10 protein-coding genes and 1 tRNA gene are annotated in these 20,579 nt (G+C 36.5%); 7 read left to right on the top strand and 4 right to left on the bottom strand.

What is annotated here, in order from left to right; translation table 11 throughout:
• Positions 1-19: 19 nt before the first annotated feature.
• Entirely contained in the window at positions 20-2,476 is a 2,457-nt protein-coding gene (locus B2745_RS02065; protein ID WP_304063040.1) for a TonB-dependent receptor domain-containing protein, read from the bottom strand.
• A gap of 420 nt (positions 2,477-2,896) precedes the next feature.
• Positions 2,897-2,983: transfer RNA gene (locus tag B2745_RS02060), tRNA-Ser, on the bottom strand.
• A gap of 109 nt (positions 2,984-3,092) precedes the next feature.
• On the opposite strand from B2745_RS02060, the gene B2745_RS02055 reads away from it, so the two are divergent.
• From B2745_RS02055 to araA, 4 genes are all read left to right on the top strand, one after another.
• A complete protein-coding gene (locus B2745_RS02055) occupies positions 3,093-3,740 on the top strand; it encodes an HAD family hydrolase (RefSeq protein ID WP_304063036.1) in 648 nt (215 codons plus the stop codon).
• A gap of 115 nt (positions 3,741-3,855) precedes the next feature.
• A complete protein-coding gene (locus B2745_RS02050) occupies positions 3,856-5,523 on the top strand; it encodes a ribulokinase (protein ID WP_304063033.1) in 1,668 nt (555 codons plus the stop codon).
• Positions 5,524-5,555: 32 nt separating this feature from the next.
• Complete coding sequence (locus B2745_RS02045) at positions 5,556-6,254, top strand: L-ribulose-5-phosphate 4-epimerase (protein ID WP_304063030.1); 699 nt, start codon at positions 5,556-5,558, stop codon at positions 6,252-6,254.
• Positions 6,255-6,383: 129 nt separating this feature from the next.
• Complete coding sequence (gene araA / locus B2745_RS02040) at positions 6,384-7,874, top strand: L-arabinose isomerase (protein ID WP_304063026.1); 1,491 nt, start codon at positions 6,384-6,386, stop codon at positions 7,872-7,874.
• Between the two features lie 764 nt (positions 7,875-8,638).
• Here the strand turns inward: araA and B2745_RS02035 are convergent.
• Together B2745_RS02035 and B2745_RS02030 are read right to left on the bottom strand one after the other, a co-directional pair.
• Positions 8,639-11,980 (bottom strand): Ig-like domain-containing protein, encoded by a 3,342-nt coding sequence (locus tag B2745_RS02035; RefSeq protein WP_304063023.1) that lies wholly within the window; start codon positions 11,978-11,980, stop codon positions 8,639-8,641.
• Between the two features lie 244 nt (positions 11,981-12,224).
• Positions 12,225-15,167: a T9SS type A sorting domain-containing protein gene (locus tag B2745_RS02030; protein WP_304063021.1), complete on the bottom strand. Its 2,943-nt coding sequence runs from the start codon at positions 15,165-15,167 to the stop codon at positions 12,225-12,227.
• Positions 15,168-15,629: 462 nt separating this feature from the next.
• Between B2745_RS02030 and B2745_RS02025 the strand changes: the two genes are divergently transcribed.
• The 3 genes from B2745_RS02025 (at position 15,630) to B2745_RS02015 (ending at position 20,570) form a co-directional block, all read left to right on the top strand.
• A complete protein-coding gene (locus tag B2745_RS02025; RefSeq protein WP_304063018.1) occupies positions 15,630-16,562 on the top strand; it encodes a TolB family protein in 933 nt (310 codons plus the stop codon).
• Positions 16,563-16,635: 73 nt separating this feature from the next.
• Positions 16,636-17,001: a hypothetical protein gene (locus tag B2745_RS02020; protein WP_304063015.1), complete on the top strand. Its 366-nt coding sequence runs from the start codon at positions 16,636-16,638 to the stop codon at positions 16,999-17,001.
• Positions 17,002-17,501: 500 nt separating this feature from the next.
• Positions 17,502-20,570, top strand: coding sequence for a T9SS type A sorting domain-containing protein (locus B2745_RS02015; RefSeq protein WP_304063012.1), 3,069 nt, complete (start codon positions 17,502-17,504; stop codon positions 20,568-20,570).
• The last annotated feature ends 9 nt before the right edge of the window (positions 20,571-20,579 follow it).

Here is a 20,579-nt window from a genome sequence, read left to right as displayed (position 1 = left end):
TTGTCGATGTCTTTAAAACTTAAAACTCTCTCTCCCCAAACTCGCTGCTAGGCAGTTTCAGCTTTTTGGTTAAAGGGTTTAGGTTAAAGCTAAGGTTGATCATGAAGATATCCTTCTCATGAATATAATTGGTTGTGGTAAAGAAATCTCTACCTCGGGTGGTAATGCGCTGTTCATTAGTATTAATTACACCTAAACTCATGTTTTGCCAAAGTAGGCTCGCTGTTAACCTGCCATTTAAAAAACTTTGCTTTACTGATGAATTAGGTACTATAAATCTAGAATCCTCGCCTTGGGCAGTTGGACGTTCTGATAAATAATTAAGGTTAAACTGTATGCTGGTATTTTTACCTGCACTAAAACTATGGTTGGTATTGATAGAATAAGCCAATCCAGAATTACTTACGGCTACTGTATTATTAAATAGTGCTCCTTTTATTTGGTAATCGTAAATATTTACGCCTAAGTAGGCTGTCCACCATTTCATAGGTTTTACGTTTAATCCGCTTTCTACACCCCATAAAGTGGCATCGCCTGCGTTAGTATAAACCCTATTTAAAACGGTATCAGCATAAACGCTATTAACCCGGTTTACCACATTGGTAATTTGCTGATTGTATAAAGTAGCGAAAAAAGAACCGTTATTAAAATCCTTCATCAAACCAAACTCCGTTAAATTAATAAACTCCGGAAGGATGGTTGGATCTCCTTGTTCCAAAGTTTCAGAATGTTCCCTTTCTGCATAAGGATTTAACTCGTTATTGGTAGACCTCTGCACCCTTCTGCTAAAACCACCTTTCAGTTTATAGCCTTTATCAAAGGTGTAAAGAAAGTTTAGCGATGGAAAAAAGTTAGATAAATTTAAATCAATAGGGTTTAAAATTTTATCCGCTTTAAAGCTACGTGTGGCATACTCGTAACGTAAACCTCCGATATATTCTAATTTACCTACTTTTGCTGCGTATTGCGTGTAAAAAGCATTGATGTTATTGATAACATTAATATCATCGCTAAACTCTGGTACTGTTGTAAATTGTCCTGTACTCAAAATAGCCTCCTGATACAGGAAACTACCTGTTTGTTTTTGATACCTTAATTGATAACCGCTTTCTAACTTTCCTTTACCTATAGGGATAGCATAATCCACTTTTAACCTTACTGCATCTAGCGGACTAGTACCGGTATTGAGGACATATTGAATGGTATCGGTATAATCATTAAGATTGAGATTACTGTTTTTGGTGAAGCCTTCAAGTCTGGCATGCTCATACAAACCAGATAAAGTTAAGGTCGATTTATTTTTGAAGCTATGCATATAATCTAGGTTACCTAAAACAAAATTCCCTTGTCTAAGTACCAAATTGGCATTATAATAAGCTAACTCGTTGATGATATTTCCTGTGTTAATATCCGTTGTACGATTATTATAATTGATATCCGCCTGCCTAAACTGCTTCCTTTGGCCAGCATAAAAACCTGCATTAAAAGTATTTGCTTTATCAGGAGTGTAAGTTAAAGATGCTCTTGCCGAGTAATTAGTTCTATCAAAGCTACGCTCGCCTATGGAAGGGAATGTGGTAAACCTATTTCCAATCGTAGTATTCACATCTCCTACCCTTTGGCCAGCCAAATCATTTTGCTGATAGCTACCACCAAAGGAAAGTTCCCATTTATCCTTTTGGTAATTCAAAGTAGCATCTGCCCCGTATCTTTTAGGTTTTTCTTTATTGTTATAATCATCAACACTAGGTAAACCTCCATTGATATTCACCACATAAGATAAGCCATCTCCAGCACCTCTTTTGGTAGTGATGTTAATGATTCCTGATTTCCCATCGGCATCATATTTAGCAGATGGCGCCGTAATAATTTCTATGTTTTCTATGGCGTTTGCCGGAATTTGATTCAGTAACGTAGCTGCATCTGTTTGTACTGGCTTGCCATTTAATAAAATTAAAAAACCAGTTGAACCTCTTAACCTAATATCTCCTTCGCCATTAACCGTGATAGAAGGCATATTTCTAATCACATCTATAGCGGTACCACCCTTGGCAGATTCAAATTGGTCGGCCTTAAAAATTTGTTTATCTATTTTATTGATGGGATTATTGCGGTTACCCTCAACTTTTACTTCACTTAATAATTGTTCTGTTCCTTTGAGTAAGATGATGCCAAAATCTATGGTTTTAGTAGCATCAAGCTTGATATTTTTGATGCTTTTAGACTGATAGCCTATAAAATCTATCTTAAGATCATATGTTCCTGCTTTTAAGCCTGTGATATTAAAAGCACCTTTTTCATCAGTAATTTTACCGTTTACAACTTTAGCATCAGCAGCACTAAACACCCCAATACTGGCATATTCTATGGGAGATTTACTCAGGGAATCTAAAACCCTACCTTTAACTTGATATTGAGCAAAACTTGTAGCAACAACTCCTAAAAATAGTACTAACGCAAATATTTTCTTTTTCATCTTTTATAATTGGATAAAGATAAAATTGTATTTATATAAAGTAAATAAACTATGATATTGCTAATTGATATTTAACTGACCGCCCAGCGCCTTCTGCAATAATGATTCCTCACTCAAAAATATAAATTTATACAAGGGTGAAATAAGTTTAAATTTTAAAAGTACTCATTAGCTATAAAGTAAAGGGCTTTAAAAGATTCAATATAAGGGTAGACTTAATTCAAGTAAATGTTTTTGAGGTACAATGGTACAAATATAATTATGGTAATGGGATAAAACTATTAAGCCGATTAATCATCTTCATTGGCTCAAGTAGACTGCTATTTAAGCAAACAATTCACCACTAGTTGCATCATTAAATTAAAACTCCAATAAAAAAAGCCTCTAACATTACATTAAAGGCTAATTTTTAAAATTGTGCGGAGAAGGTGGGATTCGAACCCACGATACCGTTGCCAGTATACAAACTTTCCAGGCTTGCTCTTTCGACCACTCAGACACCTCTCCTATTTTCCCTCTCGGGGGATGCAAAACTAATTAATTCTTTCAATTTTACAGAACAATATCTTCTAATTTAAACCTTAAGCTTAAATTAGCCTTTTAAAATTTTTGAGATATGGAGTATCAGGCTTATTTATTTGATTTAAACGGAACCATTATAGATGATATGCAGTTTCATGCCAGAGCATGGTATGATATTTTAACTAACGATTTAAAAGCCGATATCACTTTTGAAGAAACCGTTTTACAGATGTACGGCAAAAACCAGGAATTGCTAGAGCGTGTTTTTGGTAAAGGCTATTTCACTCAAGAGCAAATGAATAAGCTTTCTATGGAAAAAGAACAACGCTACCAAGCCGAGTATAAAGCACACATGAAACTTATTGATGGTTTGGGAGATTATTTAGAAAAAGCTAAATCAAAAGGTATCAAAATGGCTATTGGCTCTGCGGCTATACCTTTTAATATTGATTTTATTTTGGATAATCTACATATCCGCGAATATTTCCCGGTTATTGTAAGTGCCAATGATGTTGCTTTAAGTAAACCACATCCAGAAACTTTTTTAAAAGGAGCAGAACTTTTAGGGGTATCGCCAAGCGCTTGCGTAGTTTTTGAAGATGCGCCAAAAGGTGTTGAAGCAGCACAAAGTGCCAATATGAAAAGTGTTGTGCTTACTACCTTACACGAGCCTGCTGATTTTAACACTTATAGTAACATCTTAACTTTTACTGATAATTATCAAAACCTAAATCTTTTTTAAAAAATTGCTTTTTAGAAGTTAATAATGCTTAGAAAAATATATAAATGTTATTTTTACACTTAATAAAATAAATTGTATTTTGCACACTCAATTATAAATCACAAAGTCTTTAATGATGAGTCAAGGTAAATATGTTATCGGGGTAGATTATGGAACAGATTCTGTACGTTCTGTTTTGGTAGATGCCTCTAACGGAACTATTTGTTCAACAGCTGTTTTTTATTATCCTAGATGGAAGAAAGGATTATATTGTAATCCTGCTCAAAACCAATTCAGGCAACACCCGCTAGATTACGTAGAAGGTCTTGAACATACCATAACATCTTGCCTTAGCCAAGTGGGTATTGAAATAGCACAACAAGTAAAAGCAATTTCTATTGATACTACAGGCTCTACGCCTGTCGCAGTTAATGAGCAGGGTGTGCCTTTGGCTTTAACACCAGAGTTTGCAGAAAACCCCAATGCGATGTTTATCCTTTGGAAAGACCATACCGCATTAAAAGAAGCTGCTGAGATAAATAAACACGCAGAAAAATTTGATACCAATTACTTAAAATATGTTGGTGGTATTTACTCCTCAGAATGGTTTTGGGCTAAAATATTAAGAACCTTAAGGGTTGATGAAAGCATAAAAAATACTGCTTTTTCTTGGGTAGAGCATTGCGATTGGATTCCGTTTTTATTAACTGGTGCTCAACATGTCTCAGCATTAAAAAGAGGCGTTTGTGCGGCTGGTCACAAAGCACTTTGGGCCGAAGAATTTAATGGTTTTCCGCCAGAAGAATTCTTTACCTCTTTAGATCCTCTTTTAAAAGGTTTAAGAGAAAGAGTTTCTCAAGAAGTTTTACCAGCTTCAGAAGCTGCTGGTACACTTAGTGCAGAGTGGGCTCAAAAATTAGGTTTGAGTACTGATGTTAAAATCGGAATTGGAGCTTTTGATGCACACATGGGTGCTGTAGGTGGGCAAATAGAGCCTTATCATTTAAGTAAAGTAATGGGAACTTCTACCTGCGATATGTTGGTAGCTCCTTCTGCTGAGATGACTGGTAAATTAGTGAAAGGTATTTGCGGACAAGTAAATGGTTCTATCATCCCAGGCATGAGTGGTTTAGAAGCTGGTCAGTCTGCCTTTGGCGATGCTTATGCATGGTTCCAAAAAATGTTAAAATGGCCATTAGAGCAAATATTAGCTGATACAAATACCATTTCTGATGAGCAAAAAGAAAAGTTAAGAGAAGAATATAACGAGCAAATCATCATTAAACTTAGTAAGGCTGCTGCAGCCCTGCCGCTTGATGTGAAAGATGAATTAGCGATAGATTGGTTAAACGGAAGAAGAACACCTGATGCTAATCAAGAATTAAAAGGAGCTTTCTGGGGTTTAGATTTAGGTACTGATGCGCCTGCCATGTTTAAAGCTTTGGTAGAGGCTACTTGCTTTGGTGCAAAGAAAATTGTAGATCGTTTTATAGAGCAAGGCATCCCTGTTAAAGGCTTAATTGGTTTAGGTGGTGTAGCTAAAAAATCGGCTTACATTATGCAAGTAATGGCTGATGTGATGAATATGCCCATCAGAATCCATCAATCGGACCAAACTTGTGCTTTAGGTGCAGCAATGTTTGCAGCAACTGTAGCTGGATTTTATCCAACTGTAGAAAATGCTATGGAAGCTATGGGACATGGTTTTAGCGATGAATATTTCCCTAATCAAGAAAATGTTGCGCTTTACCAAGCTCGATACGAAAAATATAAAGCGATGGGAGCTTTTATAGAAGGTAACTAAACTACATAACCGGTAACTGAAAACCGATAAAAATGGATAAATATAGAAAAATACAAGAAGAGGCTTATTTAGCTAATATGCGTTTACCCGAGTTAAATCTGGTGATTTTTACTTTTGGAAATGTAAGCGTTGCAGATAGAGATTTAGGTGTTTTTGCGATTAAACCTAGCGGGGTAGATTATACCAAACTAAAGGTAGAGCAAATGGTGATTGTAGATTTTGATGGGAATACCGTTGCCGGAGATTTAAGACCTTCATCAGATACTAAAACACATGCTGTTTTATACAAGCATTGGGATAATATCAATAGCGTTGTACATACGCATTCTACTTACGCCACAGCTTGGGCGCAATCTCAAAGAGATATTCCAATTTATGGTACTACCCATGCAGATTATACCACTTGCGATATTCCATGTGCTCCGCCAATGAGTGATGAAATGATTAAAGGTAATTACGAATATGAAACAGGCTTCCAAATCATCAATTGCTTAAAAGAAAGAGGCTTAAGTAATAGCGATGTAGAGATGATTCTGGTAGGAAACCACGCACCTTTTACTTGGGGTAAAACGGCTGATAAAGCTGTGCATAACAGTGCTGTTTTAGAAGAAATAGCTCGTATGGCGTATTTAACAGAGCAAATTAATCCGCAAGTGCCAAAATTAAAAGACGCTTTAATTAACAAACATTACGACCGTAAGCATGGCGAAGGCTCTTATTATGGGCAATAGTTAGATACTAGACAATAGAATTTATTAAACAAATTATAAATAATATACAAGCCATGGAAGTCCCTCTCCTTCGTCCCAACGGGACTCCCTAGGAGGAGAGGGATTTAGGGTGAGGCAAAAACATCAAAAATGATAGATTTAAAAAAATTTGAGCTTTGGTTTATTACAGGTAGCCAAGATTTATATGGCGAAGAAACACTAAAGCAAGTAGCACAGCATTCGCAAATTATTGCAGAATCATTAAACAAAGTAATTACTATCCCGGTAAGGGTAGTTTTTAAGCCTACAGTGAAATCTCCAGATGAGATTTTTAACATCTGCCAACAGGCAAACGTAACCGATAATTGTATTGGTATTATTGCTTGGATGCATACTTTCTCGCCGGCCAAAATGTGGATTGGTGGTTTAAAAGTATTGCAAAAACCCATGCTACACTTACATACACAGTTCAATCGTGATATTCCTTGGGCTAATATAGATATGGATTTCATGAACCTTAATCAAAGTGCCCATGGGGATAGAGAGTTTGGTTTCATGGTTTCGCGTATGCGTATCAACCGTAAAGTTGTAGTTGGCCATTGGGAAGATGAAAATGTCATCGCTCAAATTGGCGATTGGGCTCGTGTTGCCGCTGCCTGGAAAGACTCTAACCAAACCAAAGTTGCCCGTTTTGGTGATAATATGCGTTATGTAGCGGTTACTGATGGCGATAAAGTTGAGGCAGAAATTAAATTTGGCTACCAAGTAAACGGTTATGGTATTGGTGATTTGGTAAAAGTTATTGATACCGTTTCTGATGCAGAAGTAGATAAGCTTATTCAAGAATATGGTGATAGCTACCAGTTGATGGAGAGCTTACTGAAAGGTGGTGCGCAACATCAATCATTAAGAGATGCAGCTAAAATAGAGTTAGGTTTAGAACGCTTTTTAACTGATGGTGGTTTTACTGCTTTTACAGATACTTTTGAAGATTTACATGGCATGAAGCAATTGCCTGGTATAGCTTCTCAAAGGTTAATGGCAAAAGGTTTTGGTTTTGCCGGCGAGGGCGATTGGAAAACAGCTGCTTTAGTACGCACCATGAAGGTGATGGGTACTGGTTTAAAAGGCGGTAATTCTTTTATGGAAGATTATACCTACCATTTTGATCCAGCTAATCCTCAGGTTTTAGGTTCACATATGTTAGAAATTTGCCCTTCTATTGCTGATGCTAAGCCAAAATGCGAGATTCATCCATTAGGGATTGGTGGTAAAGCAGATCCTGTACGTTTGGTGTTTAACTCGGCAGCAGGCCCTGCTATTAACGTTTCTGTTGTTGATATGGGTAACCGTTTTAGGATTTTAGTGAACGAGGTTGATGCTATTGCGCCAGAACATGATTTACCAAAATTACCAGTAGCAAGAGTTTTATGGAAACCACAGCCAGATATGTATACAGGTTGTGCCGCATGGATTTTAGCTGGGGGCGCACACCATACTTGTTACAGCCAAAACTTAACGGCAGAGCATATCCAAAGTTTTGCAGAAATTGCTGATGTTGAGTTTGTTTTAATAGGAAAAGACACCAACTTATATCAATTCAAAAATGAATTGAGATGGAATGAGGTTTATTATAAATAGGTGATTTTCCAGAAAAAAATACTGTCTTCGAGATGGTATTTATCACGTCAAGCAGAGTCGAAGCAGGGTATTCTACTTCGACTACTCTGCTTATAGCCTTACACAAAGTGATGATTTAAGAATCTTTTTTAAATTTCTAAAGCATATTAAACCTGTTAAGGTATTGAAAGAAGCATTTGTTGCTCCTTCACACCTATATTTACCACATGGAGGATGATTTAAATTTCCACCTGCTAAAGATGCGATTTGGAAAAATTAAAGTCAATACACAAGTTCTATTTTGCCGGATTTTGCCGTCAGTTGCCGCCATTTGCTGGCTTTTGCCAGTCTTTTTGCAGACTTGTTCGAGACCTCTTCGAGACTTGTTCGGGAAATAGGGGTGTTTTCCCGAAGAACTCCCGAATATGTCTGGGAGAAGACCCCTGTCTTGTCCTGAAAAAGCTTTACAGTTATTTGGTTAATACTGTTCTGGCTTTACAATAGCTTTTAGTTACCATCAGCACTTTACACTGTTTTCAAACACAGAACTTTTACTTCATTTGAGGATTATTTAGAATAGTTGAGCTGTATTATAGCGACTGAATATTTAATATATATTAAGATCTTTCCAGATTTAATAGAAGAAAAATGAGGATGTCTCTTATCGCAATTTGTTTCTGGTAAAGCAAAGTCTTGTTATTATTCTTCTTTAATTTCCAGCAAGGCCAATATTAAGCTTTCAAGATGGCAAACATAGCTTTCCGAGACATCCTCCTTATGGTGATTTAATGTTTTAAAATTATTTTGAAATTTTTAATGATATCATCATATTCTACTTGAAATAAATAAATTCCGTCAGCTTCTTTAGATAAATCAATAAGATTTGTTTCACCTTGGTAAATTAATTTACCAACTAAATTGTAAACCTTAACTTTTGCAACTTCATGATTAGCTAAGTTGATTCTTATTAGTCCGGAAGTAGGATTAGGATAAAGGCTTAAGTCTGATGAATTCGACTCAAGTATTAATTTTTTATCCCGGAAGCTATTCATCATTCCATTTGATTCAAAATTAAATACGCCCACACTACTAGGATAGTCAGCAGAAGTTAATCCTGAGACAGCGTAAAGTAAAGTCCATGTTGTATTATCATTAGATCCATAACATTCAAATGATCCGAAACCACGATTAGCAGAATTAGCATCTATTTGAATACCTGTTGGTGCTACTGCAACTCCAGAACCCAAATCAACGGTGATGATTGCTGGAAAGCTTTGTAATACCACCCAACCGGAAGTTAAGCTGGTATCAAAAGCCCTCCAAGGTGTAGTACCAACATTAGCTGTAATAGTTCCATTATCAGTGCTGAGTTTTGGATTAGGATAAGTATTAACACCTACTAGCCATGTTATGTCCTGAATTGTAACATCATTGGAAACGGTGGATAATCCAGTTAACCGTAAATACCTATATGCTGCATTAACTGTAATATTTATAGCTGATGAAGTTGTTGTAGCACCACTATTATCGGTAGCTTTTGCAGTTATGGAATAATTGCCTGAAGTAATATTAGTCCAGCTAAAGGTATAAGGAGTAGATAAATCTTCCCCTAATTTTGTTGCACCATTAAAAAACTCCACTTTAGTGATATTACCATCACTATCTGAAGCATTAGCTTGTAAATTGATAGTAGCCCCTTGTGTAAATGTAGTACCATTACTTGGGGATGTAATAGAAACTGTTGGGGCAACATTACTAGATGTAGTTGTAGGAAGCTCTCTTCTCCACAATCCTGCTCCGCGGGTTGCAGCGTAATAATAAATTCCTGTTGTATTATCTGCTTTAGGCTGTACTACTATTTTTCCATCCCACAACCGGGCAACTTCCATAAAATTGGGTGTTCCAAATGTACCACTCCAATTTTCCCAGGTTACTGTGTTATTAGCATTGATTGTCCCCCTTAACATACAATAGCCATGCTTTCCATCTTCAACATGTGAACCTAAAACTATTTGCTTTTTATAACCTGCTATACCACTAAAAGTTAAATCCATTACATCACCATTAGTCCAAGTTCCTAACCAAGGTTCTGTATTTATAGCTAATGTTTGTGACCTGTTTAAGATTAAGCTAAATGGTCCTTCATTAACAGATAAATACACATTTTCTCCGTTTGAGTAAGACATATACGTGGTACTACCATCTACCCAATAGGTAAAATTACCTGTAATTGCAGGAGAAGTTGTGACGGTATTAAAAGACCAAGAACCAGTTATCGTACTTCTTGTTGCTTTATATAAGGTATTATTTGTACAGGCAAATAAAACGTTTCCATTTGATGAAAACCAAACATCACCACTTTTAAAAGAAACTGCGACAGGACCTATTGCTGTAAAGGCTCCACCAGTTCCTGCCATCCGAGCATAAATATCTTTGGTTTCATAAAGTCCATTTTGGGTGGCAATAATCACATTTTTAAAATCCTGAGGATTGTAGGTTGAGCCATAAGTACGGCTATTAGCTGTTGGAAGTCCGCTTATACCTGTTTCTAAACTTACCCAAGCATCATTAGGAGAAGCCGGATTTGATAGATATTTACCCCAGTGAGATGCATCTGCTGCATCATTTACACCTCCAAACCCACCTCCAGCGGCAGTAATAACCAATGCTGGATTACTCCCATTGGCAGGAATTATATCTACATAATCACAATTTTGACCACCGTTAGGTCTGCTTTCTTGCGTCCAACTATTACCACTATCCCAGCTCTCTAAAATTCTGTTATCAGCCATACCTTGCGCTACATAATTTCTATAACCAGTTCCATCAAAATTTACAGTAGATTGAAAACCTCTGGTTTTATATGTTCTGTAACTGCCTGATGTACCAATATATTCGGTACTTAGTACTTGATATTTATTTAAGGTATTATTTGCCAAAGCAGGATCTCCAAAATATAAGGATTGCTGGCTGGCAATTAAAACCTTACGGCTAGGCCAACTAGTTGGCGTATAAGCGTATTGTCTTACCTGAGGCGCTATAGCATTCCAACCCATATCGTAGTTAAAAGAATTTGTACCACTTTGTCCAAAAACCATTGCCCAGCTTCCTGATACACTATTACTGCTTACTGCTCCTGTATATTCAAATAATCCTTGTGAACTATTCGCATTACTACTCATACATCCTAAAATTACTTTGTGCTGTGTAGCTGTACTGCGAGGATCTACCATAGGTTTCCAATAGTATGTACTCACTCCTGAAGCGTAATATAAGCCATTAGAAGATGCTGGAGAGGCAATTAAAGACCAAGCCCAGGTATTTGAGCTATTGTTAACTTGTGCAACATAAACATTTGTTTGTGCGGGTAATACTGTTTCATCGGTAGTAAAAACAGCATAAGCAAATTGGCCATTTGGTGTAATATCAAAACCACGGCAACTTGCCATGCCTGAGGGAAAAGAAATTTTTGAAAAGGATGTGCCACCGTTAGTACTTTTATATAAACCAGAATGCGCTCCTAAATAAACCCTACTGTTATTAGTTGGATCTATAGTTATGGTATAACATTGCTTGTAACCATTCACAGGTTCGTAATTGATGGTTTGCCATGTATTACCTTTATCTTTAGTAATCCAAATATTACGTGTGCCAGTGGTAGACTCAACAGGAACTTTCTGGTTACCAATCTGAGTATCTTTGATATACCAACTGTTACCAACATAAATATTGTTGGCATTACTTGGGTCAACTACTAAAGTTGCTACTGCTGAACCTTTCATTGGCCAATTAGGAATAGACCAATTTAAACCACCATTAGTAGATAAACTTAAACCGTAAATACCACCACAGTAAACCCTATTACTATTGCCAGGTTCTACGGCCGTTACAAAAGACATGTGATGGATGAGATCTTTGCCAGTGTAGGTCCAAGAAAGTCCATAATCATTACTGCGATAATTTCCTTCTACATCACTATTCAAAAACATTCGACCTGGAGTATTCGGATCGAGCGTAATACCCTGTATTTGGCCTCCGCCACCAGGGTTTAGGTTCTCCCATTCTTGTGCTTGTGATACAAAAACAAGATTGGAAACCATCATCAAAGAGGATAATAATTTTTTCATAATTGTTTATAATTAGTTGAAATCAAGGTATATAAACCATGAGGTTAGATACTACGGATTTACAAAGAACAACTACTAACTTTAAATATAAGAGTTGATAATAGTACCTAATTTATGGCAAGAACACTCTTTGTTGGTTTCATTTCTTATCTCTTAGCATGATATATTCCATCCAAGTTTTTAATAAAAAAAGCCTTGGCGAAAATAAATTACCAAGGCTTTCTAATATGAATAAGCAATTATCTTACTTCTTTATAAATTTTATGAATTTTACTTCTCCATTCATTTCTTTAATCTCTATAAAGTAAATGCCTGGCTTTAAGAAAGAGACATCAGCATTGAATATGGACCCATTAGATAAATTTATTTGTTTAGAAAAAACTCGCTTACCTTCTAAATTATTAATCTTTACGGCACTTATACCTTGCTCTAATGCTATCTTAACATTTAATCTATCTTCTACAGGATTAGGATAAACGATAAGGTTTTCTTTTGCAATACCAGCTGTTATACTTTTAATTTCACTGTACAAGAATGCTGCATCTAAATCAATTTGTTTAAGTCGGTAATAATTTACTCCTTGTAAAGGGTTAGCATCCAGATATTGATAATTAATGATTCTGTTTGAGTTTCCACTTGCAGATACAGTACCTATTTTAACAAAATTACCATCTGCTCCAGCTCTTTCTATTTCAAAATGGCTACTATTTGCTTCAGAAGAAGTTTGCCATAATAAATTTACACCTTGATTTGAGTTCTCGAGATTGAATGATGAAAAACGCACCGGTACAGTATTAATGATTTCTCTTCTCCACAAACCAGCACCTCTAGTTGCTGCGTAATAATAAGTAGCAGGTGTATTATCTGCTTTAGGTTGGGTTACTATTTTTCCATCCCATAAACGGGCAACTTCCATAAATTCTGGTGTACCAAAAGTGCCGCTCCAGTTCTCCCATGTCACGGTATTATTTGTTCCTATGGTACCTTTAAGAATACAATAACCATGTTTACCGTCTTCTACTTGCGAACCTAAGAAAATTTGGTTTTCAAACCCTGCAGCACCACTAAAAGTAATATGCATGGTTGTTCCATTAGTCCATGTAGATAGCCAAGGCTCAACATTTACAGCCAAAACGCCTGTTCTATTTAAGATTTCGGTAAATGCCCCTTCATTAACAGACATAAATAATCTTGGACCCAAGCCTCCTGTAGAATTATTAGAATATATCATATAGCTTGTTCCATTATTTTTCCAATAATAAAAATTACCGGCTTGCATACTGGTTGCTCCTTGTGTTAGGGTGGTGGTTGTCCAAGGCTGACCAATTGCTGTACGTGTTAATTTATAAATGGTATTTGCAGTATGGGCATATAAAACATTACCATTATCAGGGTCAAAGAAAACGTCTCCGTTTTTAAAAATGGTACCTTGTGGAGGGCCTATAAAAGAGAATGCCCCGCCAGTATTAGCCATTCTGGCATAAATATCGGTAGTCTCCATTAAACCATCTTGCGTAGCAATAACTACATTTTTAAAGTCTTGTGGGTTATAAGCTGCTCCATAAGCTCTGGTATTGGCTGTATTACTAATTACTCCGCTTGTACCTGCTTCTAAATTTACCCAAGTATCATTAGGAGATGCAGGGTCTGATAAATATTTGCCCCAATGAGAAGCATCAGCAGCATCATTTACACCTCCAAAACCACCACCTGCTGCTGTAATAACTAATGCTGGATTACTCCCATTGGCTGGGATAATCTCTACATAATCTCCATTTTGCCCTCCGCCTGGCCGACTCTCTTGTGTCCAAGAATTTCCACTATCCCAGCTTTCTAACACTCTGTTATCGGCCATAGCCTGAACTACATAATTTTTATATCCAGAACCATCAAAATTTACGGTTGATTGAAAGCCTCTTGTTTTATAAGTTCTGTAACTGCCAAAAGTTCCAATAAACTGCGTACTTAAAACTTGATATTTACCTAGGGTATTGTTAGGCAGGGCAGGATCGCCATAGTATAAAGACTGCTGACTGGCTAAAAGCACTTTACGATCAGGCCAAGTTGTTGGTGTATAAGTGTATTGTCTAACTTGTGGAGCTATATCATTCCAGCCCATATCAAAATTAAAAGTATTGGTGCCAGATTGTCCAAAGACCATAGCCCAGGCTCCAGTAACATTACTACCCGCTACAGTTCCGGTAAATTCAAATAAACCTTGAGAGCTGTTAGCATTACTACTCATACAACCTATAATTATTTTATGCTGACTTGCAGTGCTTCTAGGGTCAACTATAGGTTTCCAATAATAAGTGTTTACACCTGTTCCGTAATATAAACCATTAGGAGATGAGGGGGAAGCTATTAAGGTCCAAGACCAAGTATCCGAAGCATTATTAACTTCTGCAACATAAACACTAGGTTGTGCAGGTGTTACGGTTTCATCCATACTAAAAACCGCATAAGCAAATTTTCCATCAGGGGTAATATCGAAGCCACGGCAACTTGCCATTCCTGATGGGAAAGAAATTTTAGTAAAAGATGTTCCTCCGTTTACACTTCGATATAAACCAGAATGTGCGCCTAAATAAAGCCTATTATTATTGGTTGGATCTATAGTAATGGTATAGCATTGCTTATAACCATCCACAGGCTCGTAATTAATGGTTTGCCAAGTAGCACCTTTATCTTTTGTTAACCAAATATTACGTGTACCTGTAGTAGCTTCTGTTGGTACTTTTTGATTTCCAATTTGTGTGTCTTTGATGTACCAGCTATTACCTGCATAAATGTTATTAGCATTAGAGGGATCTACTACTAAAGTTGCTACAGCAAAACCTTTCATTGGCCAATTGGGTACTGTCCAGTTTAGCCCACCATTATCAGAATAATGTAAGCCATAAATACCGCCTGTATAAACCCTATTGCTGTTTCCGGGTTCTACGGCTGTAATAAAAGACATGTGGTGTATCAAATCTTTCCCGGTATAAGTCCAAGACAGACCGTAGTCATCACTTCTATAACTTCCTTCAACATCGCTGTTTAAAAACATCCTGCCCGGCATGTTTGGATCACAGGTTATACCTTGAATTTGACCCCCACCTCCAGGATTGAGGTTCTCCCAATTTTGGGCCTTTAAAATTCCGGCCACTAAAGACAGGTAAATCAATAAAGTAAATTTTTTCATTTTCATTTGATTTTGATTATTAAATGGTTAACTAAAATTATTGGATAGTAAATTATTATCAGTTCGCTTACTCAACAATCAACTTTGGATTTGTAAAACACGAGTAATAAGTATATCCTATTTCTATGTTGTTAACTAATAATAAATTTATTTCAAAAAATGCGCCTTAAATGTTAAAAAAAACGAAACTTGACAACTAAGTTTAAAAGTTTGCCGATATAGTTTAAAGAAATACTTCATAACTGATAGAATTTAGCAGATATTAAAATAGAGGCTCGCATTAACGCTTATAAAAGTTCTAAGGCTTGCTTACCTTGAAAGATTATTCTACTTGTGTTTTGCGAAATCATAGTGTTTTAAAGGTGAGTAATGGTAGGAGAACAGACATCAATCATAATTTTGATTTAACCAGTGAATTGTTAGGCTTTTAAATAAAGTCAGAGATTATAAACCTCAAACCTCATGAAAAACAAATACCTGATAATTGTTTTTTTAATAGTTGGTATTACAACCCTATCCTGTAAAAAAACCAAGAATAGCAATGCAGAAGAACCTTGCCCAGGCTTTTGTAAAAACTTTGATTTCGGTTTGATAGACTACCAGCCCGCATGGAGCCCAGACGGAAAATACATTGCTTATTACCACATAGATAAAGAAATTGCTAAAAATGGCATCTGGCTTATTACACCAGACGGCAAAGAAAGCCGTTTATGGCACTCGGGATTAGGTGCAGAAACACCAACCTGGTCTCCGGATGGGCAATGGATAGCTTTTTCGCAAGGTGAACAAATATGGAAGAAAAAGCTAAATGGCGATAGCCTTATCAGAATAACTAATGAAGGCCGTAATTTTTTTCCGGCTTGGAGTCCGGATGGTAAATGGATTGCTTATGATTCAAATATTGAGAATCCTAATAATTGGAATTTTCTATGGAAAGTTTCATTATTAGACTATACAAAAATCCGCATAGCCTATGATCTTCTAAACGGAGAAATCCGAAAGCCTTACTGGGGCGTAGACAATAAAATTTATCATACAAGATATATAGTAGGGAATTATTACTCCGAAATTTTTTCAATAGAGGCTGATGGAAGTAATTCCAAAAGATTAACAAATAATTCTGCATTAGATAATTACCCTAAATACTCTGTGAATAATAAAATAAGTTATACCTCTCAACCTGTAAATAGTGCACCCCAAATCTGGACAATGAATGCAGATGGAAGCAACCAAAAGCAATTAACCCAAACAGGTGGCTATACCAGTGACTGGAGCCCTGATGGAAGTAAAATAGTTTTTACAGACTCAAGAGCAGTAAACGGCAGGTTATGGTTGATGAATGCTGATGGCAGCAATAAGCAACAACTTAGTTTCGCAGAAAATTTTAACCCTTAAATTATATAATATGAAAAAAAGTATTACCTGTTCATCATGCAGAATTTAAATACTCAGTATATCCTACAAAATTATGAAAGCCATTAAACTTAACATGATAATTTTAGCCTATTCTTTCATTTTACCTATCCAAGCCTGTGAAAAATCTACAGAAAATAAAGGTATTTGTGGTATCGAAAATCCTCTAAATAACTTAAGCTGGTTAAATAAGGAGTTTAAGTCTCTTATAGGTGGCCCAGAAATGAATGGTATTGTTTTATATGAATATAATGAACAACAAATCATTGAGATTCAAGGCTCAGAATTTAGCTCTAGAAATCAACATCAGTATTACTGTGATGGCACTAAACTAAATCTAGATGACCCTAATTTATATAATGATTTTATGAAAAATCGAAAAGAAATTAAAATTATTTACGGATCTAAACTATGGAGATAATCCAAGAATTGATTTAGCAAAGATGGTATTCAAATACATCAGAAAAAAATATGATAACGGATTAATTATTAACGAACATACTTTCAAAAAACAGGGTATTTTTACTGTATGCCGTGTCTTTATGAGGCAATTAAGCTTTAGAAGGTTGTCACAATTTAGAATCAAATATGTACATAAAATATCATTTCGCTTTTATACATAGCTTCTCCCTACAAAAGTTTGTCTTATAATTCTACTAAGATTTTGCCAAATGAGAGTGTTTTAATAACCAGTTCTAGTAGGAGAATGTATGACAATCATAATTTTGATTTAACCAATTAATTAAAGGTCTCTTCAAACAAGACCATAAATAAATCTAAAAATTAAATTATGATTAAACGATCATTACTATTTATTTCTATAGACCAAACTTGGGAAATAATCTGCCGAAGTTAACCTTAGCTTTTGACCCTCTATATATTTTATAAATCATCATTCAAAAACCCTAAAACAATACACTCATGAAGATTAAATTCAAACTACTCATTGTCGTCCTACTATTAACTCAAATGGTACAAGCACAATGGCTTAACCAGAACCCCGGTGCAGGTGGGCAGGTGCAAAGTTTAGACCCCGACCCCAATACTGATGGTACGGTATATTTTTCATCAGATGTGGAAGGCTGTTACCGTAGTGATAATAATGGTTTATCTTGGACTTACATAGGTTACGAGCTGAGGTTTAACATGACTTTTGGGATAACCGTTGAGCCCGGTAATGCTAACCGCATTTACTCCGCAGGCTGCGGAGGCTTACATATTTCTGATAATAAAGGGGATAACTGGCATACTTTAACACTGGCAGGCTACCCGCTGTCCAGAGCTTATGTTAATCCTTCAAATGTCAATCAGGTATTTGCAGGCATTGGATTTAGATATAAGAATCAAGTGCCAGTAAGCTTTCAGAATGCACAATCTAATTCATTGATTACTGGCAGAAGACTTATCTTTAGATCAAATGACAAAGGTTTAACATGGGATTCTTTAGAATATGAGCCTGCAACAGGTTATAGAAATACCTATTCTTTAGATTTTGATCCTAATGATAATAATACACTTTATTTGGGTGCAGCAGCAGGGCTTTATAAATCTACCAATAGCGGCACAAATTGGACTAAACTAGCACAGCCAACAGGTACTTTTAACTGCTATGGAGCTTGTATTAGTCCTGATGGACAATTTATTTATGCCAGTTTTGCAACTGTAGATAATCCTAATAATTCTGGTAGCCAAACTACTACCACTACAAAATTATATGTAAGTCCTACTGCTAACATAACTTCTGGTAGTTGGACGGTTTTAGATACTAATGGTTGGAATTTGGGACAAACCAATGCTACCACAGGGGCTACCACAACGGCTTTTAATGGCGCCTGGTGGACACCTAAAATGGATCCAAGGTCTACCCCTACTCAGCATAAAATTATTATCGGCACAGCTTCAAACGCCAGACAAGGTTTGTATGAAGGAACTTTTAACTATAGCAGTGGCACTTTAAATTCTTATAATTGGTTAAGGGTGTTTTATGCCAGAGGTTCTGTAAACCCAGGACCAACAGCTGCATTTACGTATGAGCCTGGATGGGAAGATTTTATACCTGGCGTACAGGCTTTTAATTACACCCCTAGCACATGGGCCGAGAGAGGGATATGGGCTACAGGATTACAAAACTATTATTATGCCAATACAGCTACCCCGGGCTTCCCATATAATAATGCTTGGCAAAACAGGTACACCAGAACCATTTCTAATGCCGGTACTAACAGTGAAACTTATGAAACCTTAGGCACAGCTTGTACCGTTAATTATGACGGTACCGGATATAATAACTATAGCATACAGGGCCAGGCAGATAACGGCATTTTAGAAAGCTGGGATGGCGGTATCTCTTGGGCTACACGCAGTAAACCAACAACAACACAAACCGAGGCTGTAGAAATTGCTAATATTGGAACTGGCAAAACACCTGTTGTGGTGGCACATGGACAACCAAATGCTTTTGGTGGTGCAGGTACAGGAGGGTCTTTGTTTGCTAAACGTTTGGTAAACTCATCCAATACGGATGTTTGGGCACATGTAGCTGGTGGAACTAGCTCAAGAGCTGGATTACCAAATGCCACCATCAGAGATATTGCCGTAGACCCTAATAATACCGAAAGAGTTTATTTAGGTTTATTCCGTACAACCGGAAATATTGGTGGCGGGGTAATGCTCATCAATGATATTGAAGCTTTTTATACAGGTAATGCTGTTGTGGGAGGAGGGCATGGTACCACTGCTGCTACCACTGTACCCATTATAGATATCACTGCTGCGCCCTTAGCCACCGGACCAGCACAAGCTGCTATTGATGTTGCTTCAATTATTTCACTTAATGTAGACCCTAATAACTCAAATGTAATTTATGCTACGGCACCGGGAGCGCTTTATCGTGGTGAAAAAATAGACGCTAACTGGAATTGGACAACGCAATTGACCGTAGGTATCCCATCCCCGGTACTTTTTAACAGTCCAGAGGTAACAGTTTGGGATTTCAATGGCGTAACCTATATGGCACTAAAGGGGCATTTAGAAAATGTTGTTGCCGGTGCGCCTACAGGTGTTTCTATTGCTATCTCAAAAGATGGAGGTACCAACTGGAATATTATCATGTCTGAGGCTACAGTAGAAAGTTTAAGGGTTCTTAATTGGCATAACGCCTCTACAACTGATTTGAATCCAGGCGATATGGTAGGTTATCAAGATAAATTATTTATAGGCTGGCATACCTTTGGTTATAATAAAGGATTTGGTGTTTTCATGGGTACCATTCCTGATAATACTTCTACGGCGGTAACTTGGAGTGATTTTTCTGATGATATACATTTCCCTAGAATTAGAAGAATGCGTATCACCAAAAACAGTACAGACGAGAATATCTGGCTTTACACTTCTACTCAAGGTAATGGCGGATGGAAAAGAGATATTACCGCTTTGATTACCTTACCTGTATCTCTAACCTCATTCTCCGCAAAACTATCTTTAAATAATGAAGCCGTACTCAACTGGAAAACTTCTAGCGAGGCAAACAACAGCCACTTTATCATTCAACGTTCTTATGATGGTAAAACTTTTGAAGATGTTGCAAGAATAAGTGGCGCAGGAAATAGTAATATTGTTAACAACTATACTTATACCGATGTTAACCTTAACAAAGGTAACGTACTTGGTGATGTAGTCTATTACAGATTAAAACAAGTTGATTTTGATGAGAAAAGCTCTTATTCAAAGATTACAAGCATCAAATTAAAGACCACAACTATAGTGGTAAGCCCTAATCCTGCAAAAGATAGTATTTTTATAAACTTAGCCGATGCTGTTAAAGTACATGAGGTTAAAATTACCAATATGGCCGGACAAATCGTACTGAAAAATAAGATCCGAAATAGCGATTATATTACTGTGTCATCATTAGCAGCTGGTACTTACGTTTTAACCATTAGCAAAGATGGTGTTCAAATACATCAGCAAAAAATAATTATAAATCCTTAATATGAATAT

The sequence above is a fragment of the Pedobacter glucosidilyticus genome (assembly GCF_002483235.1).
Classification (GTDB): Bacteria; Bacteroidota; Bacteroidia; order Sphingobacteriales; family Sphingobacteriaceae; genus Pseudopedobacter; species Pseudopedobacter glucosidilyticum_B.
This window is presented reverse-complemented; position numbering and strand designations above follow the sequence as displayed.

Bases quoted from the DNA above. Each gene is read 5' to 3' on its own strand.
- B2745_RS02065 (WP_304063040.1), bottom strand. From the start codon at position 2,476: ATGAAAAAGAAAATATTTGCGTTAGTACTATTTTTAGGAGTTGTTGCT.
- B2745_RS02055 (WP_304063036.1), top strand. From the start codon at position 3,093: ATGGAGTATCAGGCTTATTTATTTGATTTAAACGGAACCATTATAGAT.
- B2745_RS02050 (WP_304063033.1), top strand. From the start codon at position 3,856: ATGAGTCAAGGTAAATATGTTATCGGGGTAGATTATGGAACAGATTCT.
- B2745_RS02045 (WP_304063030.1), top strand. From the start codon at position 5,556: ATGGATAAATATAGAAAAATACAAGAAGAGGCTTATTTAGCTAATATG.
- araA (WP_304063026.1), top strand. From the start codon at position 6,384: ATGATAGATTTAAAAAAATTTGAGCTTTGGTTTATTACAGGTAGCCAA.
- B2745_RS02035 (WP_304063023.1), bottom strand. From the start codon at position 11,980: ATGAAAAAATTATTATCCTCTTTGATGATGGTTTCCAATCTTGTTTTT.
- B2745_RS02030 (WP_304063021.1), bottom strand. From the start codon at position 15,167: ATGAAAAAATTTACTTTATTGATTTACCTGTCTTTAGTGGCCGGAATT.
- B2745_RS02025 (WP_304063018.1), top strand. From the start codon at position 15,630: ATGAAAAACAAATACCTGATAATTGTTTTTTTAATAGTTGGTATTACA.
- B2745_RS02020 (WP_304063015.1), top strand. From the start codon at position 16,636: ATGAAAGCCATTAAACTTAACATGATAATTTTAGCCTATTCTTTCATT.
- B2745_RS02015 (WP_304063012.1), top strand. From the start codon at position 17,502: ATGAAGATTAAATTCAAACTACTCATTGTCGTCCTACTATTAACTCAA.